This window comes from Epilithonimonas mollis (assembly GCF_900142325.1).
GTDB classification, from domain to species: Bacteria; Bacteroidota; Bacteroidia; order Flavobacteriales; family Weeksellaceae; genus Epilithonimonas; species Epilithonimonas mollis.
In genome coordinates, this window is record NZ_FRAM01000003.1 from 157,396 (window position 1) to 177,426 (window position 20,031).

Below are 20,031 nucleotides of genomic sequence, written 5' to 3' on the forward strand. Positions count from 1 at the left end.
AACTAATGAATAAAGCGTAATGAATAAAGAGTATAATTATCTGGAAATCAACCGCCAGTCCTGGAACAACAGGACAGATAGCCATCTGAAGTCTGACTTCTATGACATGAACGGCTTTCTGAAAGGGAACACCTCCCTGAACAGCATAGAGCTTGAACTGTTGGGTGACATCAGCGGGAAATCCGTGCTGCACCTGCAATGCCACTTCGGACAGGATACGATATCCCTGAGCCGGATGGGCGCAAAAGCTACCGGCATAGACCTCTCTGATAAAGCTATAGAAAATGCCCTGCAGATCGCCAAAGACACTGGTTCCGATACCCGGTTCATCTGCTGTGATGTGTATGACCTGCCCAATCATCTGGATGGGCAATTTGATATGGTCTATACAAGCTACGGGACCATCGGCTGGCTGCCGGATCTGGATCTGTGGGCAAAGGTGATTTCAAAATTCCTGAAGCCTGGCGGCAGACTTGTATTTGTAGAGTTCCACCCTGTTGTGTGGATGTTTGATGATAATTTTGAAACGATCTTCTACCGTTATTTTAATTCGGGGGCGATTATAGAGTCCGAGAGCGGCACATATGCGGACAAGACAGCGGACATCACACAGGATTATGTCATGTGGAACCATAGTATGAGCGAGGTGGTCAACAGCCTGATCCGCAATGGCCTCAGCCTGAACACTCTGGAGGAGTATGATTATTCACCTTACAACTGCTTCAATAAAACCATCGAATATGAGCCTAAAAAATTCCGGATCGAACATCTGGGAGACAAGATCCCAATGGTTTATGCAGTGGTTGCCACAAAAAACAACTAATATTTATCAATACAAAAAAGGCTGTCTCCATAATGAGACAGCCTTTTATTTTTCACTCTGCAGTATTATTCGTCCTGAAGCTCTTTCGCCTGGTATTCCTGGACGATCTCTATGGCATTGTTTATCACATCGCTGAGCGCCGTGATGAAGGTCCCTTCCTCGGCCAGGCTCATAGAATGCTTTAGCGCATCGATCTCTTTCGGGATGATCTCATAGCTGACGCTTTTTTCAACGCTATGGATGCCTTCTATAATCAGTCCATTGATCTCCTCCTCGGTTCGTCCGCGCAGATGTTTTTCGTTCCTGATGATGATATGGTCAAACATCCTTGCCGCAATCTTGCCACATTCCCGGATATCACTATCCCTTCTGTCACCAACGCCGGAGATGATACCGATCTTCTTGTTGGATTCCACGTTTTTAAGATAGTCCTCTATGGCTTCATAACCCGCAGGATTGTGTGCAAAGTCTATCATCACCTTGAAGTTCTTGAATTTAAAAACATTCAGCCTTCCCGGTGTCAGCTGTGCACTTGGGATGAAGGTGGTTAAGGCTAATGCGATATTCGGAATTTCAAATCCATAAACATAGGCTGCCAGAGACGCTGCCAGAACATTAGCGATCATAAACCGCGCTTTCCCTTCCATGGTGATCGGGATGTTCTTCACACGCTCTATACGGATCTTCCATTCTCCTTTTTTGATGGTTACAAAGCCTTCTTCATAGACGCAGGTGATTTTTCCTTCTTTCGCAAACTTTCTGATATGCGGATTATTTTCGTCCAGACTGAACAATGCAACTTTGGAATGCAGGTCATCTTTTATCCTCATAGAATACTCATCATCGGCATTCAGGACACACCATCCGTCTTTTTTGACACTGTCCAGAACGACACGCTTAACTCTTGTAAGATCCTTAAGATTATGAATATCACTTATCCCCAGGTGGTCTTCTTTGATATTGGTTAAAACCCCGATGTCACAAGTCCCGAATCCTAATCCTGAACGGAGAATCCCGCCTCTTGCCGTTTCCAGAACTGCAAATTCTACAGTCGGGTCTTTCAGGATGAATTCTGCAGACATAGGCCCTGTGGTATCCCCTTTTTCAAGTAATGTATTCTGAATATAAATTCCGTCTGAAGTTGTAAATCCTACACGTTTTCCATTATTTTTTACGATATGTGCCAGCAGTCTGGTGGTCGTCGTCTTTCCATTGGTTCCTGTCAAAGCTATGATCGGGATCCTGAATTCCTTTCCTGGCGGATAAAGCATATCAACTACCGGTGCTGCAACATTTCTTGGCAGGCCTTCACTTGGTGCCAGGTGCATCCGGAATCCCGGCGCAGCATTGACCTCCAGAATTGCACCACCACTCTCTTTCAAGGGTTGCGTGAGGTTTTCTGCCATGATATCAATGCCACAGACATCCAGCCCGATGATCCTGGAGATGCGTTCCGCCATCTGGACATTTTCCGGATGGATCATATCTGTGACGTCAATGGAAGTTCCGCCGGTGGAGAGATTGGCTGTAGATTTCAGGTAAACGATTTCACCTTTTTGAGGAACAGTTTCCAGAGTGTAGCCCAGCTTTTCCAGAAGTTCATTGGTATCTTTGTCCACATCAATCTCCGTTAGTACATTTTCGTGCCCATAGCCTCTTCTCGGATCCAGGTTTTCTTTATCAATAAGCTGCCTGATATTTAATTCACCGTCGCCTACTATGTGTGCCGGAACCCGTCTTGCAGCAGCCACCATTTTATGATTGATCACCAGAACCCTGAAGTCAAAACCGGTTATATATTTCTCAACAATGACCTTCCTGGAATATTGCTGTGCATGCTGCAAACCTGTCAAAGCTGTTTCATAATCCTTAACATTGATGGAAGCGCCCTTTCCGTGGTTGCCATCCAGAGGTTTAAGAACCAATGGGTAACCAATCTTTCTGACCACACCCTGAAGGCCTTCCTCATCCATTACCAGATCCCCCGAAGGAACCGGAATGGCTGCATCTTCAAGCATTTTTTTTGTCAGCTCCTTATTGCAGGCGATATCGACAGCAATGCTGCTTGTATTACCAGTGATGGTTGCCTGGAAACGCTGCTGATTGATCCCGTAGCCCAGCTGAACCAAAGAGTTTTTCCCCAATCTGATCCAGGGAATCCTACGGGAAGCTGCCTCTTCAACAATGCTTCCTGTAGATGGGCCAAGTCTTTCGCGCTCGCGGATCTCCTTGAGCTTCTGGATACAGGCATGGATGTCATACTCTGTCCCGTCAATCAGGCATTGTGCAATTTTTACGGACTCTTCGGCTGCATAAACACCCGCTTTTTCTTCTATATAATTAAAAACAACGTTATACGTTCCGGGCGTTTTCGTTTCCCTCGTCCTCCCGAATCCTACATCCATACCGGCCAGAGTCTGGATTTCCAATGCGATATGTTCGATCACATGCCCCATCCATGTGCCCATCTCTACACGCTTGAAGAAACCGCCAACTGTGCCTTCTGAACATCTGTGCGAAATGAGTGACGGCAGTAATGCCTCGATTCTATCTCGGAATCCTTCGATCTTATTGGTGGGCTGATGTTCGACTTCCTCCAGATTAAGACGCATCTGGATTAGTTTTTTCCGGGTTATGCTCCAAATATTCGGACCACGTAAAACCTGTATTTTCTCTATTTTCATATTTTAGCTAGTAGATGAGTTGATTTTCAATGCAAATTATTCAGGATATGTTCAGAATTCGTAAAGCCATTCTGTCCGGCGAAGCCAGATTATTGATGGGCTGTATAAACCTTTCCAATAACAAATACGCTACTAATAATCGTTCCATTTTATCAAAGATAATAGAAAAGCTTTAAAATCAAGAAAAATCAGAAATAAATATTTTAATATAAAATGAATATTTTATGATATGTTCAAAATAATTAACAATTCGTTAATTTAAAATCATTGATTTTCAGAAATATGCCCGCAAGTATTAAAAGTTTAAATTATAATCCAAATTTTTAGTACGCTGACATTAGGTTTATTCTGTTACGATTTATTATTTTTGTTTACTATGAAATCAAAAGGAAAACTGGTCATCATCGGCGGGGCTGTAAACAAAGGAAGTTTTACGGAAACTGATTTTGATCAAAACGTTGAGAAAAACCTCAATTTTTTTGAACGGGGTATCCTCAGAAAAATCATCGATGAATCGAAATCGAAAGAACAATCGGTCATTGAAGTGATCACCACTGCCTCCCAGATTCCCGACATTGTCGGCCCGGAATATAAAAAAGCCTTCGAATATCTCGGCGCAAAAAACTGCAACATCATGGACATCCAGAACCGTGAGCAGGCCAACAGCGATGCCATTGTGGCAAGAGCGAACGCTGCGGATGTCGTCATGTTCACCGGTGGCGACCAACTGCGGCTGACTTCGATTCTTGGCGGAACAAGATTCCATGATGCGATACTGACCAAGTATCAGACAGAAGATTTTATCTATGCAGGAACTTCCGCCGGAGCAGCGGCGGCCTCGGAAAATATGATCTATCAGGGTTCCAGCTCAGAAGCCCTTTTGAAAGGCGAAATCAAAACGACACAAGGTCTTGGTTTTATAGAAAATGTGATTATCGATACCCATTTTGTGCAGCGCGGAAGGATCGGAAGACTGTTCCAGGCCGTTGTAAACAATCCGAGAACACTGGGTATCGGCCTGGGTGAAGATACAGGTCTTTTCATCGTGGAAGATACCATGACGGCGATAGGTTCAGGACTTGTCATCCTTGTGGATGGCCTTCAGATCAAGGATACCAACCTCACTAATATCGAACTGGGACAGCCGATCTCTATTCAGAATCTGATTGTGGATGTACTCTCGATGAATGATACTTTTGATCTGAAATCCAGAGAAATGACGATTGTTAACTCCCAGTATAATCCGATCCCGCAGGTGATCCCGAATAGCTAATTAAGATTTTCATTAGTCATATTAGTCTCTCACAAATCTTAAGATCATGCAGATTAATAATAAAAACAGTCTGCAAAATTTGCTTAATCTGTGAGAGAAATACATGTCTTCTCTCTTTGATCACAAATAAAATAAAAAATGAAAATAATAATCCATGGCGGATTCTTCTCAGAAAGCAGCCAAAGCAATGAAGTGAAAGTTGCCAAGCAAAACTCCCTGAAAGATATTGCGAAAAAATCTTATGAGTTTCTTCAGAACAACACTGCTTTTGATACGGTAGCATTTGCTGTTTCGCTTTTGGAAGATGACGAATTGTACAATGCCGGAACCGGCTCGCAAATCCAAAGTGACGGTGTGATCCGAATGAGTGCAGCGATCATGGACGGCGAAACTCAGAAAATGAGCGGCGTGATCAATATCCAAAATGTGAAAAATCCGATTCTTGTTGCCAAAGAACTGATAAAAGAAGATGACCGTGTTCTCGGCGGGACCGGTGCAAAGAAATATGCTGCCGGGTATGGTTTTGAAGATTACTCTACCGAAATTCCGCAGCGAAGAAAAGAATACGAAGAAAAACTGAAAACCGGCGGAAAAGGAACTGTCGGTGCTGTTGCAATTGACAAACACGGCAAACTGGCTGTTGCGACCTCAACCGGTGGAAAAGGTTTTGAAATCCCCGGAAGAATTTCTGATTCGGCTACTGTAGCAGGAAATTTTGCCAACCAATTTTGTGCGGTAAGCTGTACCGGCGTTGGTGAAGATATTGTGAGCAATGCGACTGCAGCTAAAATAGTGACCCGAGTAACTGACGGATTAACCATCGAAAATGCTTTTGACAGAACTTTTGAGGAACTGAAAGAAATTGACGGTTTTGCCGGAGCGATTGGGATCGACTGCGAAGGCAATATTTTCCATCAGGATTCTTATCCGACGATGGTTTTTGCGAGTTTTGACGGGGTGGATTTTGAGGTTTTTAGGTAAAATAAAATCGATTTAAATGAAAAATTTATTATTTCTGTTATCTATAACAGCTTTAACAGTTGCTTATTCTCAAGTTTTAAAATTTGAAAATCAATATTTTGAAAAAGCGATTTTAAGAAAATATCCGAAGTTAGATTTTAACAAAAATGGAAAAATCGATAAAAAAGAAGCTGAAAGTTTAAGAGAATTAGGTTTGATGTCTCAAAATCTTACCAATGTAAATGATATAAGATTTTTTAAGAATCTTGAATATCTATCATTAACCAACAATAAAATTGAAAAAATAAAAATAGAAAATTTCCCTAACCTAACTAAATTTTATTGTGCGAGAAACAATCTAAAAACATTCCAAATTTCTAACATTCCAAAATTACAAGAATTAGCATGTGGTAGAAATCAAATTACTGAGGTAATGATTAAAAATTGTCCAAATATTGAATCACTCGATTTAATGGATAATCAAATTTCAAACCTTGATTTAAGAAAATTTCTGAAATTAAAGTACTTAGTTGCCGATAATAATAGACTTAAGGAACTTGATTTATCAAATAATCCAGAATTGATTCAAATCACAATTAATAATAATGATATAACCAGACTTGATCTAAGAAGGAATATCAATCTAAATATGAAAATTCTTTACATTGATGATAAAGTTCAAATTATTGGTAATAAAAATAAAATGAATAGCTACAGGAGACCACCTACCGTAATTGCTAAATAAATTAAAACCGCCATCTCCCGAAAGCGGTTTTTTTATAATTTCTCATTAATAATTCATTAATCCAGCCAACCCATTTCCTTCATCCATTCATCATTGTAGATTTTGCCTACATAACGGCTTCCGTGGTCGTGTAGCAAAACGACGATCACATCATCTTTCGTGAACTGGTCTTTCATCTGAACCAAAGCAGACATTGCACTTCCTGCAGAATAACCGCAGAAGATCCCTTCTTCTTTTGCCAGTCTTCTCGCATAGATGGCGCCGTCTTTGTCCGTTACTTTTTCGAAGTGGTCGATCACGCTCATATCATAATTCTCCGGAAGGATATCTTCGCCGATACCTTCTGTGATGTAGGTGTAGGCATGATTCAGATGGATCTCTCCAGTCTCGTGGATTTCTTTCAGAATAGAACCGTATGTATCAACGCCGATGATTTTGATGTCCGGATTTTTCTCTTTGAAGAATGTTCCGCAGCCCGTAACAGTTCCGCCTGTTCCTGCGCCTGCAACAAAGTGTGTCAGCTGTCCATCTGTCTGATCCCAGATTTCCGGTGCTGTGCTCTCATAATGAGCCTGTCTGTTGGACAGGTTATCATATTGATTGACATACCAGCCGTTTTCCGTTTCTTTGGCTAATCTTTTTGAAACAGAATAATAAGAACGTGGGTCAGTCGGTTTTACATCTGTTGGGCAAACAATGACTTCTGCGCCTACTGCACGAAGAATATCACATTTTTCTTTGGACTGTTTGGAGTTGGTCACAAAAATACATTTGTAACCTTTCTGGATAGCGACCAGAGCCAGACCCATCCCTGTGTTTCCGGAAGTACCTTCGATGATGGTTCCGCCAGGTTTCAGACGTCCGTCTTTCTCAGCATCTTCAATCATTTTAAGCGCCATTCTGTCTTTTACAGAATTTCCCGGATTGGTAGTTTCCACTTTTGCCAGAACCAAAGCCGGGAAATCTTCTCCCAGTACTCTGTTGATTTTTACCAAAGGCGTATTACCAATTGTTTCTACGATATTATTGTAATATTTCATAATTCTATTATATTTTAAATTTAAGGCTATTATCCTCTTGCTCTTTCCAGGAGTACCATCATCAGGAAACTGAGAATCACCAGAGACTCGTCTTCGTCATCGATGTCAATTAATCTTTCCAGCTGGAATCTTCTGCCAATCAGCGACGGCATTTTTTTCAGCCTGAAATATTCTTTGCCAGCATTATCTTTTACCGTGTAAGACGGATTGAGAAAATAGCCTGTAAACATACCGAGAATCGGAATCTCTCCGATGAAGCTGTCAAAAACCTTAACCCATCCATTATCTTCATTGATCTGATAAATTGGATTATCATTCTCGTCGATGATATCATACTGGGCCTTCCAGATCGAACGCATGCCTCTTCTGGCCAGCCTTCCGAACTTTTTGCCCTGTACCAGATCGGTCATCATATAAGAAGCATTGAAATCAATCCATTGATTGGCCTTGATGTTAAACAGTTCCTTCGTTCTGCTCTCATCACTGAAGACAATGACATCTTCCTTCAGCTTAAACATCTTCTGACGGACGTATGCCACATAATTCCCATTCCTGTCCGTGATGTTAAAATCACTGGCAAGCGTGGTGATCTTAAATTTAAAATCGAGCGGATAATTGAGGTTCTTAAGTACCATTGTATGTTTTTTTATATTATTTAGCTGTATTTTATAGCTTTCAGCGGTGAGATCCTGCTGATCAGATAACTTGGTAAAATCATTGCAAAACCTGAAACAATAAAAATCCCCACAGAGACGGCGATGATATAGAGTGGATTCAGATCCACGGGAACTGTGCTGATAAAATAGTTTTCCGGATCGAGTTTTATGATTCCCGTATACTTCTGAACCAGCAATAAGCCTATTCCTATTACATTCCCTGCCAGCAATCCCGGGATCATAATCATGAGCGTATAATTGATAAATATGGAACGGATCTGCGCATTGGTTGCCCCGAAAGTTTTCAGAAGACCTATGGAATTGGTTCTTTCGATAATCAGAATTAAAAGGACCATAATGATGTTGATAACCACTACAACCAGCATAATAGTAATAATCAAAGATATATTCTGATTAAAAATATTGACCCAATCCAGAATCTGCGGATACTTTTCCGTCACCTTTTCTGCATAATTTTTATATCCGATGTACTTTTCCACTTCGGGAAAGGCGGCATTTATTTCATCAGTGTCATTCAGGAAAATGTCCATTCCGCCCAATTCTCTGTCATTCATATTAAGGACTTTGCGGACGTGGTTGATGTCGCCGATCATATAAAGATCATCCACCAGCTTGATATCGGTCTTGTAGATCCCTTTGATCAGAAACTTCCTGTAAATAGGTTTCTGATCTTCCTTAGAAAAAATTGCGACAATGCTGTCATTGGTTTTGAGAGACAGATCAGATGCAATTTTTTCAGACAGGATAACCTCATTGTTGTAACCATCTTCGTTATAATCCGGAATCGATCCCGAGATCATGAAGGGCTGAAATCTTTGTTTGTCAAAATCCTTCCCGACGCCTTTCAGAATCACGCCTGCAAAGTTAGCTTCTGTTCTCACGATACCGCTGGCAGTCGCATAAGACTGCAGGCCTGCCACGCCCGGAACACCTTTTATAGCTTTCTCGTCCAGGCCTTTTGTATCCAGAACCGACGAGTTGTAGGAAGAATTGGAACGCGTCGATTTCACAGAGATATCACCGCTGAAATTAGAAATCCGGTCTTCTATGGCTTTTTTGGAACCAAGACCCGTAGAGATTGTAATCAGCGAAACAATTATACCCAAAGCGACAGACAGCCTGCCGATGTAGACGATCACCTTGGAGAGATTATTTTTGTTATCTTTGGAAAACGCTATCTTTTTCGAGAAATATAACGGAAAATTCAAATCAATGATTTTAAGCTTCAAAAATAAAACTTTAGTTTTTATCCTGCTAATTTATTTTGGTTCATTAATTTTAATTAAGTCTCAGGGCAATTGTGAGGATTGTTTCTTGACCGGAGCAGAACGCTCCGAGCTTTATCTGCCATTGCTTACAAATAAAAACATTGCTGTTGTTACCAATCAAACAGGTGTTGTCAGAGATTTCCCGGAAAGTTATTACGAAATGATGAAAGACCCAAAGGTTGATTGTGTCAAACAAGCTACTCAAAATATTAGTATTGTAGATTTTTTAGTAAGAAAAAATATTAAAATCAAAAAAATATTTGCACCAGAACATGGTTTCCGCGGCACAGCCGATGCTGGCGAACATGTAAAAAACGGGATCGATACTAAAACGGGATTACCAATAGTTTCACTTTACGGCGATAATAAAAAACCAAAATCCGAATACCTGAAAGATGTAGATATTATCTTATTTGACATCCAGGATGTCGGTGTGAGATTTTACACTTACATTTCAACCCTTTCTTATATCATGGAAGCGGCTGCAGAAAATAATATTGAAGTCATCGTTTTAGACAGGCCAAATCCTCACGACGGTTATACAGACGGCCCAATGATGAAAAACCAATGGAAAAGCTTTATAGGACTGCACAATGTTCCTGTTGTTTACGGACTGACAATAGGAGAATATGGCAAAATGGCAAACGGCGAAAAGTGGTTAAAAAATGGAATCCAGGCAAAATATACTTTGATTCCGATGCTGAATTATCACAAGAAAAAACGTTACGGCGTATCCGACAGACCTTCCCCGAATCTTCCAAATGACAAATCCATCAATCTCTATCCAAGTCTTTGTTTCTTTGAAGGCACTCAGGTGTCTGTAGGAAGAGGAACTGATTTGCCTTTTCAAATTTACGGTTCGCCCTGGACAAAAAATTTTAAATATCAGTTTACGCCAAAGCCCACCGAAGGTGCCAAAGATCCTTTTCTGAACGGAAAATTATGCTATGGAGAAAATCTCAGTCAATATCCTGAAGACCTGCGCCAGCTAAATCTGGAATGGCTTCTGACATCTTACAAAAACTATAAAAATCCAGATCAGGATTTTTTCCTGAAAAATCTGTTCTTTGATAAATTGGCCGGAAGTGATGAATTAAGAAAACAAATCATTGCCGGAAAATCAGAGAACGAAATCAAGCAGAGCTGGAAAAGTGATCTTGAGCAATTTGAAAAGATAAGGCAGAAATATATTATTTATCCTAACTAAAAAAACCTCGCGGGTTGCGAGGTTTTGTTTATTTAAATAGGAATTAGAACTTATATCCTAAACCAACTTGGAAGAAATTTAATTTTGATTTTTCTCCGTCAACCGGATCTTTAATTTGGTTTGAAAGTCCAAAACTGTAACGAGCGTCTGCAAATAATCCTTTGTAAACTTTTACTTCAGCACCGAAGAACAATCCAAACTCAGAAGATTTCAACCCTCCGTTGATATAATCTTCAAGCATTTTTTCATATTCATTGATTTCATCCTGCGTACCAGCATCAACAGAAGTACCTTTCACTTTTATTTTAACTTTATTGCTCGCTTTAAAGCTTACAAAAGGTCCACCATAAATACCAAAATTTGGAGTAACAAAATATTTTGCAGAAACCGGCAACAGGATTCTGTTCATATTTATATTTTCAGTAACCGTAATTCCTGATTCAGATTCTTCAACTTTTGCACCCAAATTAGCGTATTGCAATTCAGCCTGTAAAGCAAATTTTTCAGTTAAAGAGTGCTCAACCAATGCTCCAACATAAAATCCTGATTTAGATTTCAAAGCACCTAAGTCATTTTCATTTACATTCATTGTTGAAAGAGCATATCCTGCCTTCACACCGAATTTTGTTTGAGCGTTCACAGCTCCGAAAAGTGCAACCGCACCAACTAGTAATAGTTTTTTCACGTTTATTAAAATTTTAGGCTGCAAAAATATTAAAATTTTATAAATATCAAAATTATTAACAAAGAAATTGTCTGTTTTTTATCAAAACCGAAACTTAATTATCTTCTGCCAGCCATTCGCCGTAAGAATTTTCGGTTTCGTGAAGCTTGAGATAAGCAAGCTGGATGTGTTGTGGAAGTTTCGCCCTGATTTTTGAGGCAATATCATAAAGCATATTTTCGCAAGTCGGCTGATAGTTACAGAAAATCACTTTGTGGCCTTGGTTTTCCAGACTTTCGCCAAGAGATTTGTGAGGAGAAGAGCCATTTACCATCACGGCATGATCCCAAACATCTACAATTTCCTGCTTTACTATTTTTTTTATGTCGCCAAAATCCACTACCATTCCGTTCTTGTGACTGTCCAGATCATTGATTGGATTGCCCTTTACCGTCACATATAACTTGTAGGAATGACCGTGCATATTTTTGCATTTTCCGTCATAATTATACAGCACATGAGCCGTTTCAAAAGTAAATATTTTAGTAATCCGTATCATGCTGCAAAGATAATTAAAAAAAGGCGGAATATTTTCCGGCAAAAGATTTGTCACAGACGAAAACAAAAGTCTATTTTTGTAGAAATACACACATCATGAAAAAAATGGTCCTTCTGGCAACTTTTGTTTTATCCGTTTTTCATTATTCTCAGAATTATGCTGGTCTCAACGATCTTCTTGAAAAAATCGAGCGTAAGAATAAAAAATTAAAAGACGCTTCCGATTATAGCATCGCTAATAAAAAATTCGTTCTCATGGAAGATTTTGAAGATCATTCCGAACGACATATTCTTGAATTCGGTGCGGATAATAAAATCACTCTGATCGAACTGATTGATGACAAATCCACAGGGCAAAGCTTTTCCAATATTTTTTCCGGCGATTATATCCGTAAAAGAAATGCTATTTCCGTAAGAGCCAATTACCTGGAAGGCAAACAGATTGCTACACCGATTATCTACAGCCTGTACCTCATGAATGCTAACGACATCTGGTACTTGAAGGATATTAACAACAGCAAACGCTGGATAGAAAACAACAACCTGATCAAAAAGAATAAGTAATCTTTACCCATTTTTCAGGAACTCAACACAAATATCGATAGCTTCATCCAAATCTTTTGGAAGAATATTACTTTCCCAAGGTTCTTTTGCACCAAAAGTGTGACCGGCATTTTCAATGATTTTTAATTGAGAATCTTTTGTCCATTTATGAAGATTTTCGGAATGTATTGATTTTACAGCTTCATCAGCAGAGCCGTGGACGAACAGAGCAGGAATTGTTAATTTTTTGCAGGCATTCTCCACATCAAATTTTTCTTTATTTTGTTCAAAATCCTGATAGAACTGAAAATAATGAGGCATTTTTTGTTTCGTTCTAGCATTCTCTGCAAAGTAAACGCCTTTGTTTTTCCAGTCTTCAAAAGCCTCATTTTCAGGAAATCGGTCCAGTGCAGAAACGCTTGCAAGTGTTATCAATGCAGAAACAGCTTTATTTTCAGCAGCTTTTACAATAGAGATTCCGCCACCTCTGCTGTGTCCTAATAATATGATCTTATCAGAGTCAACTTCTTTATGATTTTTGAAATGACTGATAACAGTCTCTAAATCTTCAAGTTCTCTGGAGTAATTATTCTGTCCGAAAGCGTCCAGGTCTGAAAATTCATTTGGATTTTCAATTGTTGTACCGTTGTATGAGAAATTAAATTTTACAAAGTAAAAACCAGCATTCGCTAATTTTTCTCCCATCAGTTCCCAAGTTCCCCAATCTTTGTAACCTTTGTAACCGTGTACAAAAAAAATCATCGGAAGTTTAATATTAACCTCCGGAAAAATAGCGTCAGCCAAAAAATCTTTTTGACCTTTGATAATTATATTTTTTTGTTTTATTAAATTCATTTCTATTTAAAAATAAAAAAAGAAGTTACTAAAACTTCTTTAATTTTTATTATATCGTCATCGAGAATATCCTGGTTTCCGGTTTGTTTCTCATCATTCTGAGATCAAAAACCATTGCTACGTTTCGTGTGAAAGCCCTTCCCTTTTCTGTGATTTTAATTTGATTGTCTGAGATTTTCACCAAACCGTCAGATTCCATCTCTTTCAGTTTTTCAAGAGCATCTTCGATTTCGGGGAAAGCATTCTGTAAATCCCAGCTTGTTTCCAGCTGACACATCAGATTCAGAATATGTTTTCTTATATTCAAATCTTCGGCATCCAAAATATGACCGCGGAAAACCGGAATCTCGCCTTCTCCTACAATCTTCTGGTATTCTTCCACGGTTTTCACATTCTGTGCAAATGCATACCAGGAATCAGAAATGGCAGACATTCCCAAACCAACCATCAGCTGGGTTTTGCTGGATGTATATCCCATAAAATTACGATGCAGCTTTTTCTGAATCAATGATTGATATAGATCATCGTGCTCCAAAGCAAAATGATCCATCCCGATTTCTATGTAACCCAATTCTTCCAGCAGTTTTTTCCCATCTTCGTACAGCCTTCTCTTTTCGTCACCGCTCGGCAGATCATTTTCATCAAAACCTCTTTGACCGACACCTTTTACCCAAGGAACGTGCGCATAAGAATAAAAAGCCAACCGGTCTGGTTTGAGCTCGAGCGTTTTACGGATGGTATATTCTGTTGCTTCCCAGGTCTGATGAGGCAAGCCGAAAACCAAGTCATGGCTGATACCTTTATAGCCAATCTCTCTCGCCCACTCTGTCACATTTTTGACATTTTCGAAAGGCTGTATCCTGTTGATGGCTTTCTGAACTTTCGGGTCGTAATCCTGAACGCCAAAACTGACTCTTGTAAATCCAAGATCAAATAAAGTCTGAAGATGCTGTTTAGTCGTATTGTTCGGATGACCTTCAAAACTAAATTCTGGTTCATCTGCAATTCTGACCGTGTCGAAAATACCTGTTAACATTGTTTTCAGGTTTTCCGGAGAAAAGAAAGTCGGTGTTCCGCCACCAAGATGAAGTTCTTTCAGCTTTGGTTTCTCATTAAATAATTCAAGATATAACTTCCATTCTTTCAAAACACTCTCCAGATATGGAATTTCTACGGAATGTTGTTTTGTAATTCTTTTGTGGCAGGCACAAAATGTACAAAGTGCTTCACAAAACGGCAGGTGAATATAGATGGAAATTCCCTCTTCGGAATTGCTTTCCGAAAAGGATTTCATAACGGAATTTTTCCAGAGCTGCGGTGTAAAATCGGCTTCGTTCCAATACGGAACGGTTGGATAAGACGTATATCTTGGACCCGGAATATTATATTTGTCAACTAAAGAATTCATTGCTGCAAAGTTACGAAAACTATGTTTGGAATGATTTTGAATTAGGATGACTTTTGATTGTTAAATTCTATTATTGATGTCTTATTTTCTTTTGAAGACAAAATCCATAGCCCCGATAGTAGCGGCATCCTTTTTTTTCCGGAATAAGCTTTGGCAAAAAAAGATATAGCGGATAGCGGGATCAAACTCTCAGAAAACATTCTATTTTTTAATAATCTTTATTGATTGTCGGCCGAGATTGGATTGTACGGCCAATAGATATTCGCCAGCAGGATATTTGAATTCCATGGTATATTTTTTCACACTTTTCTGACTCACATCATCTTTTAAAATATTGCCCAAAAATTTCCCTGTCAAATCATACAACCCAACAATAATATGGTCGGAATGGATGTAATGAATATTAAGAATCAGCCTGTCTTTTACAGGATTTATCACATCAATCTTCAGGTTTTCAACTTTTTCGCTTCCCGTTTCGTCTGTTGCCAGTCCTGATGCTGTCATTTTATAAATATGATTGCCTGAAGCAAAAGCTGAGGTTCCGTTAATGAAAAAAATGCGGTTGAGAGAGCCGCCCAGATTGTTATCGATCCAGGTATTGCCACCGTCAAAAGTCTCCATGAATCCGGAGTTATGACCGCCCATCCATCCGTGGGTATCGGAGACAAAACCAACAGCCTGAACATAAGGGTCCGGAAAATTCTTAGTCTGCCAGGTCAATCCGCCGTCCAGTGTTTTCAATAGTTTTCCTTGGGTCTCCGACTCTATAGAGCAGAACATTTTTTTATTATCCGGAAAAATCTGCATTTTCCAGACATAATCGCCAGGATCACCAGCTCTGTATATTTTGGTCCAGGAATCGCCGCCATTTATAGTTTTTAAAATAACAGCACCCTGATCATCACTACCGGATACAAAACCTGTATTTTCATCAATAAACAAAACTTCCACAAGTGCAGATGCCTGTTCCGACATATCGATGAATTTCCAGGTATTGCCGGAATCTGTTGACTTGATAACATAGGCCGGAGAAAACCAAGCGCCACACCCATAGATTGTCGATGTGCCAACAGCATCCAGTCCGCAAATAGCAGGAAGTGATGGCACTATATTAACCTTGCTCCAAGTTGTTCCACCGTTTGTTGTTTTATAAAAGTTATTATTTAGTGTGCCTACAAACCCGATATTCTCGTTCAGGAATTCTATATTTCTAAAATACTGCCCGGTCTGTGTGCTTACAATCTGCTCTGTCCATGTTGTTCCGCCATTGATAGTTTTAAAAACCGTTCCGTTCCCGCCTCTTGCAGCCCAGCCGAGATTTTCATTCAGAAAAAAGACATCATCATAGCGGCCTGTCGTAGATGGCGGAGATGCTAATGCCTTCCAATTGTAAGTCTGTGCAAAAGCAAGACCCGAAATAACCAAAAATGAAGTCAGTAATCTTTTCATGGTTTAATTTTTTATAAAAATAAAAAAATCGGGAGAATTTCCCGATTTAGATTTATATATTTTAAATTAATTTATCTTAATTCTGCTCTGAACTCTTTTTCAAAAGACTTGATAAGCGAATTCATAACCTCAGAAATATCCTTATCCTCCAAAGTTTTTTCCTCATTCAGAAGTTCAAAACTCACTGCATAAGATTTTTTACCTTCCGGAAGGTTTTTGCCTTCATAGACATCAAACAGGTTGATATTTTTCAGAAACGGTGATTTATTTTTTTTCGCCAATTCGTAAAGTTCTGAATAACTGATGGTTTTATCCACCAACAATGCCAGATCTCTTCTGATTTTGTTGAACTTCGGAATATCTATGAATTTCAGATTCTCTTTTGTTCTCAAAGCCTGGCAATTTTCCAATTCGATTTCTGCGTAGAAAACTTCCTGGCTGATATCGAAGTCTTTCAGCATTTGCGGAGAAACTTTACCTAATCTTGCCAAAGTTTTATCGCCGGATTTGATTTCCAAAGCATCGGAAAAACGCCCGTCATCCAGCGCAGATTCCTGAAAATCAAGGTTCAGTTTTTCTAGAAGAACTTTCACATAAGCTTTCAAATAGTAGAAATCTGTCGCACTTTTTGGCTGAAGCCAGTTTTCCGCCACTTCTCTTCCCGAAGTCAAAATCGCTAACTGCTTTCTTTCTTCGTACTTTTCTATCTTGTGATAAATTTTCCCTAATTCGAAAAATTTGATATCCGCGGATTTCCTGTTGATGTTATAAATCGCATTTTCTAAAAGTCCTTCCAGTAAAGATTTTCTCATGAATGCCAGATCATTACTCAACGGATTCAGTAGTTTTACAGCATTCGTTTCATCTTTTATAGAACGAAGCGAATTGTTCATCACTTCATGGAAACCATTGGACTGCAAAGTTCTTGCCCAGGAATTTTCCAAAGCATCCTGGTCATCGAAACTTAATTTTACTGGTGTGAACGATATTTTTTTGGGTGCTTCTATTTTATTATAACCATAGATTCTGAGTACTTCTTCGATAACATCAATTTCTCTTGTCACATCAGCTCTATAAACAGGAACGGACAATTCGAGGCCATTTTGAATTTCGTTAAGAATCTGAATATCAAGAGATTTTAAAATCTCCTTTACTTTTTCTCTATGGATTTTAGTTCCCAAAATCTGGTCTAATTGAGAATATCTGAAAACCACATAATGGTCTTTAATTTTTTCCGGATAATGTTCCATAATCTCGCCCACCAATTTTCCTCCAGCTAATTCCTGAATCAAATTGATCGCATGAGTCAGAGCGGTTCTGGCATTATTTGGATCTACTCCTCTTTCAAAACGGAAAGATGCATCGGTATTCAGACTGTGAAGTTTAGACGCTTTTCTGATCGCTACAGGATTGAAATATGCACTTTCCAAGAAAATGATTTTTGTTTCCGATGAAACGCCACTGTCGCTTCCACCAAAGACGCCTGCAATGCAAAGCGGATTATTTTTCCCGTCCTTGATAATGATTTCGGAACCATTCAGAGTTCTTTCAACATTATCCAGGGTTTGGAATTTGGTTCCAGCTTTTACCGTTCCGACTTTCACAGTTTTTCCAGTGATTTTATCGGCATCGAAAGCGTGAAGCGGTTGCCCGAGTCCGTGAAGAATATAATTGGTAATATCTACAACATTATTAATCGGCGAAAGTCCAATTGCTCTCAATCGGTTTTTTAACCATTCCGGAGAGTCTTTTACCTCAACATTTTCGATAACTGCTCCCAGATATCTTGGTGTTAACTCAGAATCTTCAACGATTAATTTGAAATCGTGAGAGCCTTCTACATTGATCGCAAGCGATTCGATTTTGGTAAATTCTGATTTAAGATTATTAGAAGAAACAAAAGCCTGCAAATCTCTGGCAACACCGTAGTGTGACATTGCATCGGTTCTGTTTGGCGTTAATCCAATTTCGTAAACCTCATCGTTTGTCAGTTCAAAATAATCTGCGAAAGGTTTTCCTACTTCGAATTTCGTTTCATCTAAAACCATAATTCCGGCGTGGTCATCACTCAAACCTAATTCGTCTTCGGCACAAATCATCCCTTCGGAAACTTCGCCACGGATTTTAGCTTTTTTGATTTCGAACGAATTGCCGTCTTTTGTATAGATTTTTGTTCCGACCACAGCAACAGGAACTGTTTGCCCTACGGCTACATTAGGCGCACCGCAAACAATTTCCAATACTTTTCCGTTGCCGACATCCACTGTTGTTTTGCTCAGTTTATCTGCATTCGGATGTTTTTCGCAAGTCAGAACTTTACCTACAACAATCCCTTCCAGGCTTCCTTTTACGGTCTCGAATTGATCTACACCTTCCACTTCCAAACCGATATCGGTAAGATATGCACTGATTTTCTCAGAGTTAAGGTCTGTTTTGATATAATCTTTAAGCCAATTATTAGAAATTTTCATTGTTTATATTTAATTGTCGGATTTAACAAGCTGATATCCGAGGTTTTTATTAAACAAAATTTGAGACTTGAACTATCAAATCTCAAATTGTATTTTTATTTTAATTGATAATTAATTATCCTAATTGATGATGATTTACAATCCTATCACAGGCATTGACAACATCAGGATACTCTCATTCTCCTCCAGTCCGTCCACCGGTTCTACAATTCCTGGTCTGTTGGGTTGAGACATTTTCATCGTGATATCGTCAGAAGCCAAAACGGATAACATCTCTGTCAGGAATTTTGAACTGAACCCGATGTTGATATCATCACCATTATAATCGCAAGGGATCTGCATATCTGCTTTGTTAGCATATTCCGTATCTTCTGCATGAAGATGAAGAACGTTCCCAGACAACTTGAATCTTACCTGATTCGTAGATTTGTTGGACATAATAGACGCTCTTCTGATAGAACCCAAAAGTAAACTTCTGTTGATGGTCAAAACGTTGGGATTTTCTTTAGGAATTACCGCATTGTAATTCGGATATTTTCCGTCAATCAAACGGCAAATCCAGATATTATTTCCGAAAGTGAATTTCGCCATATTATCACTGAATTCAATTACAACATCTTCGTTGGAATTGTTCAGGATATTTTTGAAAATCGATAAAGGTTTCTTTGGCATAATGAACTCCAAAGTCTCCGGATGTACGATATCTGTTCTCTTGTAAACCACTAATCTGTGAGAATCTGTGGATACAAAATTGGTCTCATCTTCTTTGAACTGAAACAAAACGCCAGTCATCACAGGACGTAGAGAATCGTTACTCGTAGCAAACAAAGTGTTCGCCAAAGCTTCAGCCAAAATCCCGCCTCCAATGGTCACTTTCTGAGATGCATCAAATTCCGGTAATTCCGGATAATCGTCTGCATTGTCCAATGCTACGGCAAAGTTGTCTTTCTCATCCAAGATTTCCAAAACGCTTCCGTTTCCATCTTCAGAATCTTTAACCGCAAGCGTCAAAGGCTGTTCACCATAAGTTTTCAGGAAATCCTGAAAAATCTTACCTGGAACTGCTAATTTTCCTTTGTCGTCCGACTTCACTTCCAGAGAAGTAATCAATGTCGTTTCTCCGTCAGAAGCGGTTACTGTCAGTAAGTTCTGGTCTAACTCGAAAAGAAAATTCTCCAAAATTGGTCTGGATTGTGACCCGGAAATCACGCCACTCACCGTCTGTAAAGCTTTTTGCAAATCGCCACTGGCAACAATAAATCTCATAAACTGTATTTATTTCAATTCCACAAATATAATGATTCTGAGCAAATTTTAAAAGCATGATTTATTTAGTTATTAACAATTATGTGTTTAAAGCAATATCTAGTCTTGATTCAGGAATTTTTTTTGACATTAGTAAGTCG

Annotated in this window: 17 protein-coding genes; 6 read left to right on the top strand and 11 right to left on the bottom strand. The window is 39.2% G+C overall.

All coding sequences use genetic code 11. From position 1 onward, the window contains the following. Positions 1 to 19 precede the first annotated feature (19 nt). The gene (locus tag BUA97_RS13015; protein WP_072998936.1) at positions 20 to 823 is read left to right on the top strand and encodes a class I SAM-dependent methyltransferase; all 804 of its coding nucleotides are present in this window, start codon (positions 20 to 22) and stop codon (positions 821 to 823) included. Positions 824 to 888: 65 nt separating this feature from the next. Here BUA97_RS13015 and cphA read toward each other — a convergent pair whose 3' ends face one another. Further along, positions 889 to 3,507 (bottom strand): cyanophycin synthetase, encoded by a 2,619-nt coding sequence (gene cphA, locus BUA97_RS13020; protein ID WP_072998937.1) that lies wholly within the window; start codon positions 3,505 to 3,507, stop codon positions 889 to 891. A gap of 376 nt (positions 3,508 to 3,883) precedes the next feature. On the opposite strand from cphA, the gene BUA97_RS13025 reads away from it, so the two are divergent. The 3 genes from BUA97_RS13025 to BUA97_RS13035 all read left to right on the top strand — a co-directional run bounded on the left by BUA97_RS13025 (position 3,884) and on the right by BUA97_RS13035 (position 6,485). Next, positions 3,884 to 4,780 (top strand): cyanophycinase, encoded by an 897-nt coding sequence (locus tag BUA97_RS13025; RefSeq protein WP_072998938.1) that lies wholly within the window; start codon positions 3,884 to 3,886, stop codon positions 4,778 to 4,780. Between the two features lie 138 nt (positions 4,781 to 4,918). Continuing rightward, entirely contained in the window at positions 4,919 to 5,761 is an 843-nt protein-coding gene (locus BUA97_RS13030; protein ID WP_072998940.1) for an isoaspartyl peptidase/L-asparaginase, read from the top strand. 16 nt (positions 5,762 to 5,777) lie between these two features. Then, positions 5,778 to 6,485, top strand: coding sequence for a leucine-rich repeat domain-containing protein (locus BUA97_RS13035; RefSeq protein ID WP_072998942.1), 708 nt, complete (start codon positions 5,778 to 5,780; stop codon positions 6,483 to 6,485). Positions 6,486 to 6,541: 56 nt separating this feature from the next. On the opposite strand, the gene BUA97_RS13040 is transcribed toward BUA97_RS13035, so the two are convergent. The 3 genes from BUA97_RS13040 to BUA97_RS13050 are packed head-to-tail and all read right to left on the bottom strand — an operon-like array spanning position 6,542 to position 9,410. After that, complete coding sequence (locus BUA97_RS13040; RefSeq protein WP_072998944.1) at positions 6,542 to 7,525, bottom strand: PLP-dependent cysteine synthase family protein; 984 nt, start codon at positions 7,523 to 7,525, stop codon at positions 6,542 to 6,544. A gap of 29 nt (positions 7,526 to 7,554) precedes the next feature. Continuing rightward, a complete protein-coding gene (locus tag BUA97_RS13045) occupies positions 7,555 to 8,160 on the bottom strand; it encodes an LURP-one-related/scramblase family protein (protein WP_072998946.1) in 606 nt (201 codons plus the stop codon). A 20-nt stretch (positions 8,161 to 8,180) separates the two neighbouring features. Beyond that, positions 8,181 to 9,410 carry an ABC transporter permease gene (locus BUA97_RS13050; RefSeq protein ID WP_072999409.1) on the bottom strand — a complete coding sequence of 410 codons (1,230 nt, stop codon included), beginning with the start codon at positions 9,408 to 9,410 and terminating at the stop codon, positions 8,181 to 8,183. Positions 9,411 to 9,414: 4 nt separating this feature from the next. Between BUA97_RS13050 and BUA97_RS13055 the strand changes: the two genes are divergently transcribed. Then, positions 9,415 to 10,677: an exo-beta-N-acetylmuramidase NamZ family protein gene (locus BUA97_RS13055; protein ID WP_072998948.1), complete on the top strand. Its 1,263-nt coding sequence runs from the start codon at positions 9,415 to 9,417 to the stop codon at positions 10,675 to 10,677. A gap of 43 nt (positions 10,678 to 10,720) precedes the next feature. On the opposite strand, the gene BUA97_RS13060 is transcribed toward BUA97_RS13055, so the two are convergent. Continuing rightward, a complete protein-coding gene (locus BUA97_RS13060) occupies positions 10,721 to 11,386 on the bottom strand; it encodes a porin family protein (RefSeq protein ID WP_175546204.1) in 666 nt (221 codons plus the stop codon). Between the two features lie 70 nt (positions 11,387 to 11,456). After that, positions 11,457 to 11,900 (bottom strand): 6-pyruvoyl trahydropterin synthase family protein, encoded by a 444-nt coding sequence (locus BUA97_RS13065; RefSeq protein ID WP_072999412.1) that lies wholly within the window; start codon positions 11,898 to 11,900, stop codon positions 11,457 to 11,459. Between the two features lie 95 nt (positions 11,901 to 11,995). Between BUA97_RS13065 and BUA97_RS13070 the strand changes: the two genes are divergently transcribed. Next, complete coding sequence (locus tag BUA97_RS13070) at positions 11,996 to 12,463, top strand: hypothetical protein (protein WP_072998953.1); 468 nt, start codon at positions 11,996 to 11,998, stop codon at positions 12,461 to 12,463. Between the two features lie 3 nt (positions 12,464 to 12,466). Here BUA97_RS13070 and BUA97_RS13075 read toward each other — a convergent pair whose 3' ends face one another. The 5 genes from BUA97_RS13075 to dnaN all read right to left on the bottom strand — a co-directional run bounded on the left by BUA97_RS13075 (position 12,467) and on the right by dnaN (position 19,891). Beyond that, positions 12,467 to 13,297: an alpha/beta hydrolase family protein gene (locus BUA97_RS13075; RefSeq protein WP_072998955.1), complete on the bottom strand. Its 831-nt coding sequence runs from the start codon at positions 13,295 to 13,297 to the stop codon at positions 12,467 to 12,469. A 49-nt stretch (positions 13,298 to 13,346) separates the two neighbouring features. After that, positions 13,347 to 14,705: an oxygen-independent coproporphyrinogen III oxidase gene (gene hemN, locus BUA97_RS13080; protein WP_072998958.1), complete on the bottom strand. Its 1,359-nt coding sequence runs from the start codon at positions 14,703 to 14,705 to the stop codon at positions 13,347 to 13,349. 201 nt (positions 14,706 to 14,906) lie between these two features. Next, the gene (locus BUA97_RS13085; RefSeq protein ID WP_072998960.1) at positions 14,907 to 16,154 is read right to left on the bottom strand and encodes a YCF48-related protein; all 1,248 of its coding nucleotides are present in this window, start codon (positions 16,152 to 16,154) and stop codon (positions 14,907 to 14,909) included. A gap of 71 nt (positions 16,155 to 16,225) precedes the next feature. After that, on the bottom strand, positions 16,226 to 18,625 hold the full coding sequence (pheT, locus tag BUA97_RS13090; RefSeq protein ID WP_072998963.1) for a phenylalanine--tRNA ligase subunit beta: 2,400 nt from the start codon (positions 18,623 to 18,625) through the stop codon (positions 16,226 to 16,228). 135 nt (positions 18,626 to 18,760) lie between these two features. Beyond that, a complete protein-coding gene (gene dnaN, locus BUA97_RS13095) occupies positions 18,761 to 19,891 on the bottom strand; it encodes a DNA polymerase III subunit beta (protein ID WP_072998965.1) in 1,131 nt (376 codons plus the stop codon). Positions 19,892 to 20,031 lie beyond the last annotated feature (140 nt).

Bases quoted from the DNA above. Each gene is read 5' to 3' on its own strand.
- BUA97_RS13065 (WP_072999412.1), bottom strand. From the start codon at position 11,900: ATGATACGGATTACTAAAATATTTACTTTTGAAACGGCTCATGTGCTG.
- cphA (WP_072998937.1), bottom strand. From the start codon at position 3,507: ATGAAAATAGAGAAAATACAGGTTTTACGTGGTCCGAATATTTGGAGC.
- BUA97_RS13045 (WP_072998946.1), bottom strand. From the start codon at position 8,160: ATGGTACTTAAGAACCTCAATTATCCGCTCGATTTTAAATTTAAGATC.
- BUA97_RS13025 (WP_072998938.1), top strand. From the start codon at position 3,884: ATGAAATCAAAAGGAAAACTGGTCATCATCGGCGGGGCTGTAAACAAA.
- BUA97_RS13035 (WP_072998942.1), top strand. From the start codon at position 5,778: ATGAAAAATTTATTATTTCTGTTATCTATAACAGCTTTAACAGTTGCT.
- dnaN (WP_072998965.1), bottom strand. From the start codon at position 19,891: ATGAGATTTATTGTTGCCAGTGGCGATTTGCAAAAAGCTTTACAGACG.
- BUA97_RS13055 (WP_072998948.1), top strand. From the start codon at position 9,415: ATGATTTTAAGCTTCAAAAATAAAACTTTAGTTTTTATCCTGCTAATT.
- pheT (WP_072998963.1), bottom strand. From the start codon at position 18,625: ATGAAAATTTCTAATAATTGGCTTAAAGATTATATCAAAACAGACCTT.
- BUA97_RS13070 (WP_072998953.1), top strand. From the start codon at position 11,996: ATGAAAAAAATGGTCCTTCTGGCAACTTTTGTTTTATCCGTTTTTCAT.
- BUA97_RS13085 (WP_072998960.1), bottom strand. From the start codon at position 16,154: ATGAAAAGATTACTGACTTCATTTTTGGTTATTTCGGGTCTTGCTTTT.
- BUA97_RS13015 (WP_072998936.1), top strand. From the start codon at position 20: ATGAATAAAGAGTATAATTATCTGGAAATCAACCGCCAGTCCTGGAAC.
- hemN (WP_072998958.1), bottom strand. From the start codon at position 14,705: ATGAATTCTTTAGTTGACAAATATAATATTCCGGGTCCAAGATATACG.
- BUA97_RS13040 (WP_072998944.1), bottom strand. From the start codon at position 7,525: ATGAAATATTACAATAATATCGTAGAAACAATTGGTAATACGCCTTTG.
- BUA97_RS13075 (WP_072998955.1), bottom strand. From the start codon at position 13,297: ATGAATTTAATAAAACAAAAAAATATAATTATCAAAGGTCAAAAAGAT.
- BUA97_RS13030 (WP_072998940.1), top strand. From the start codon at position 4,919: ATGAAAATAATAATCCATGGCGGATTCTTCTCAGAAAGCAGCCAAAGC.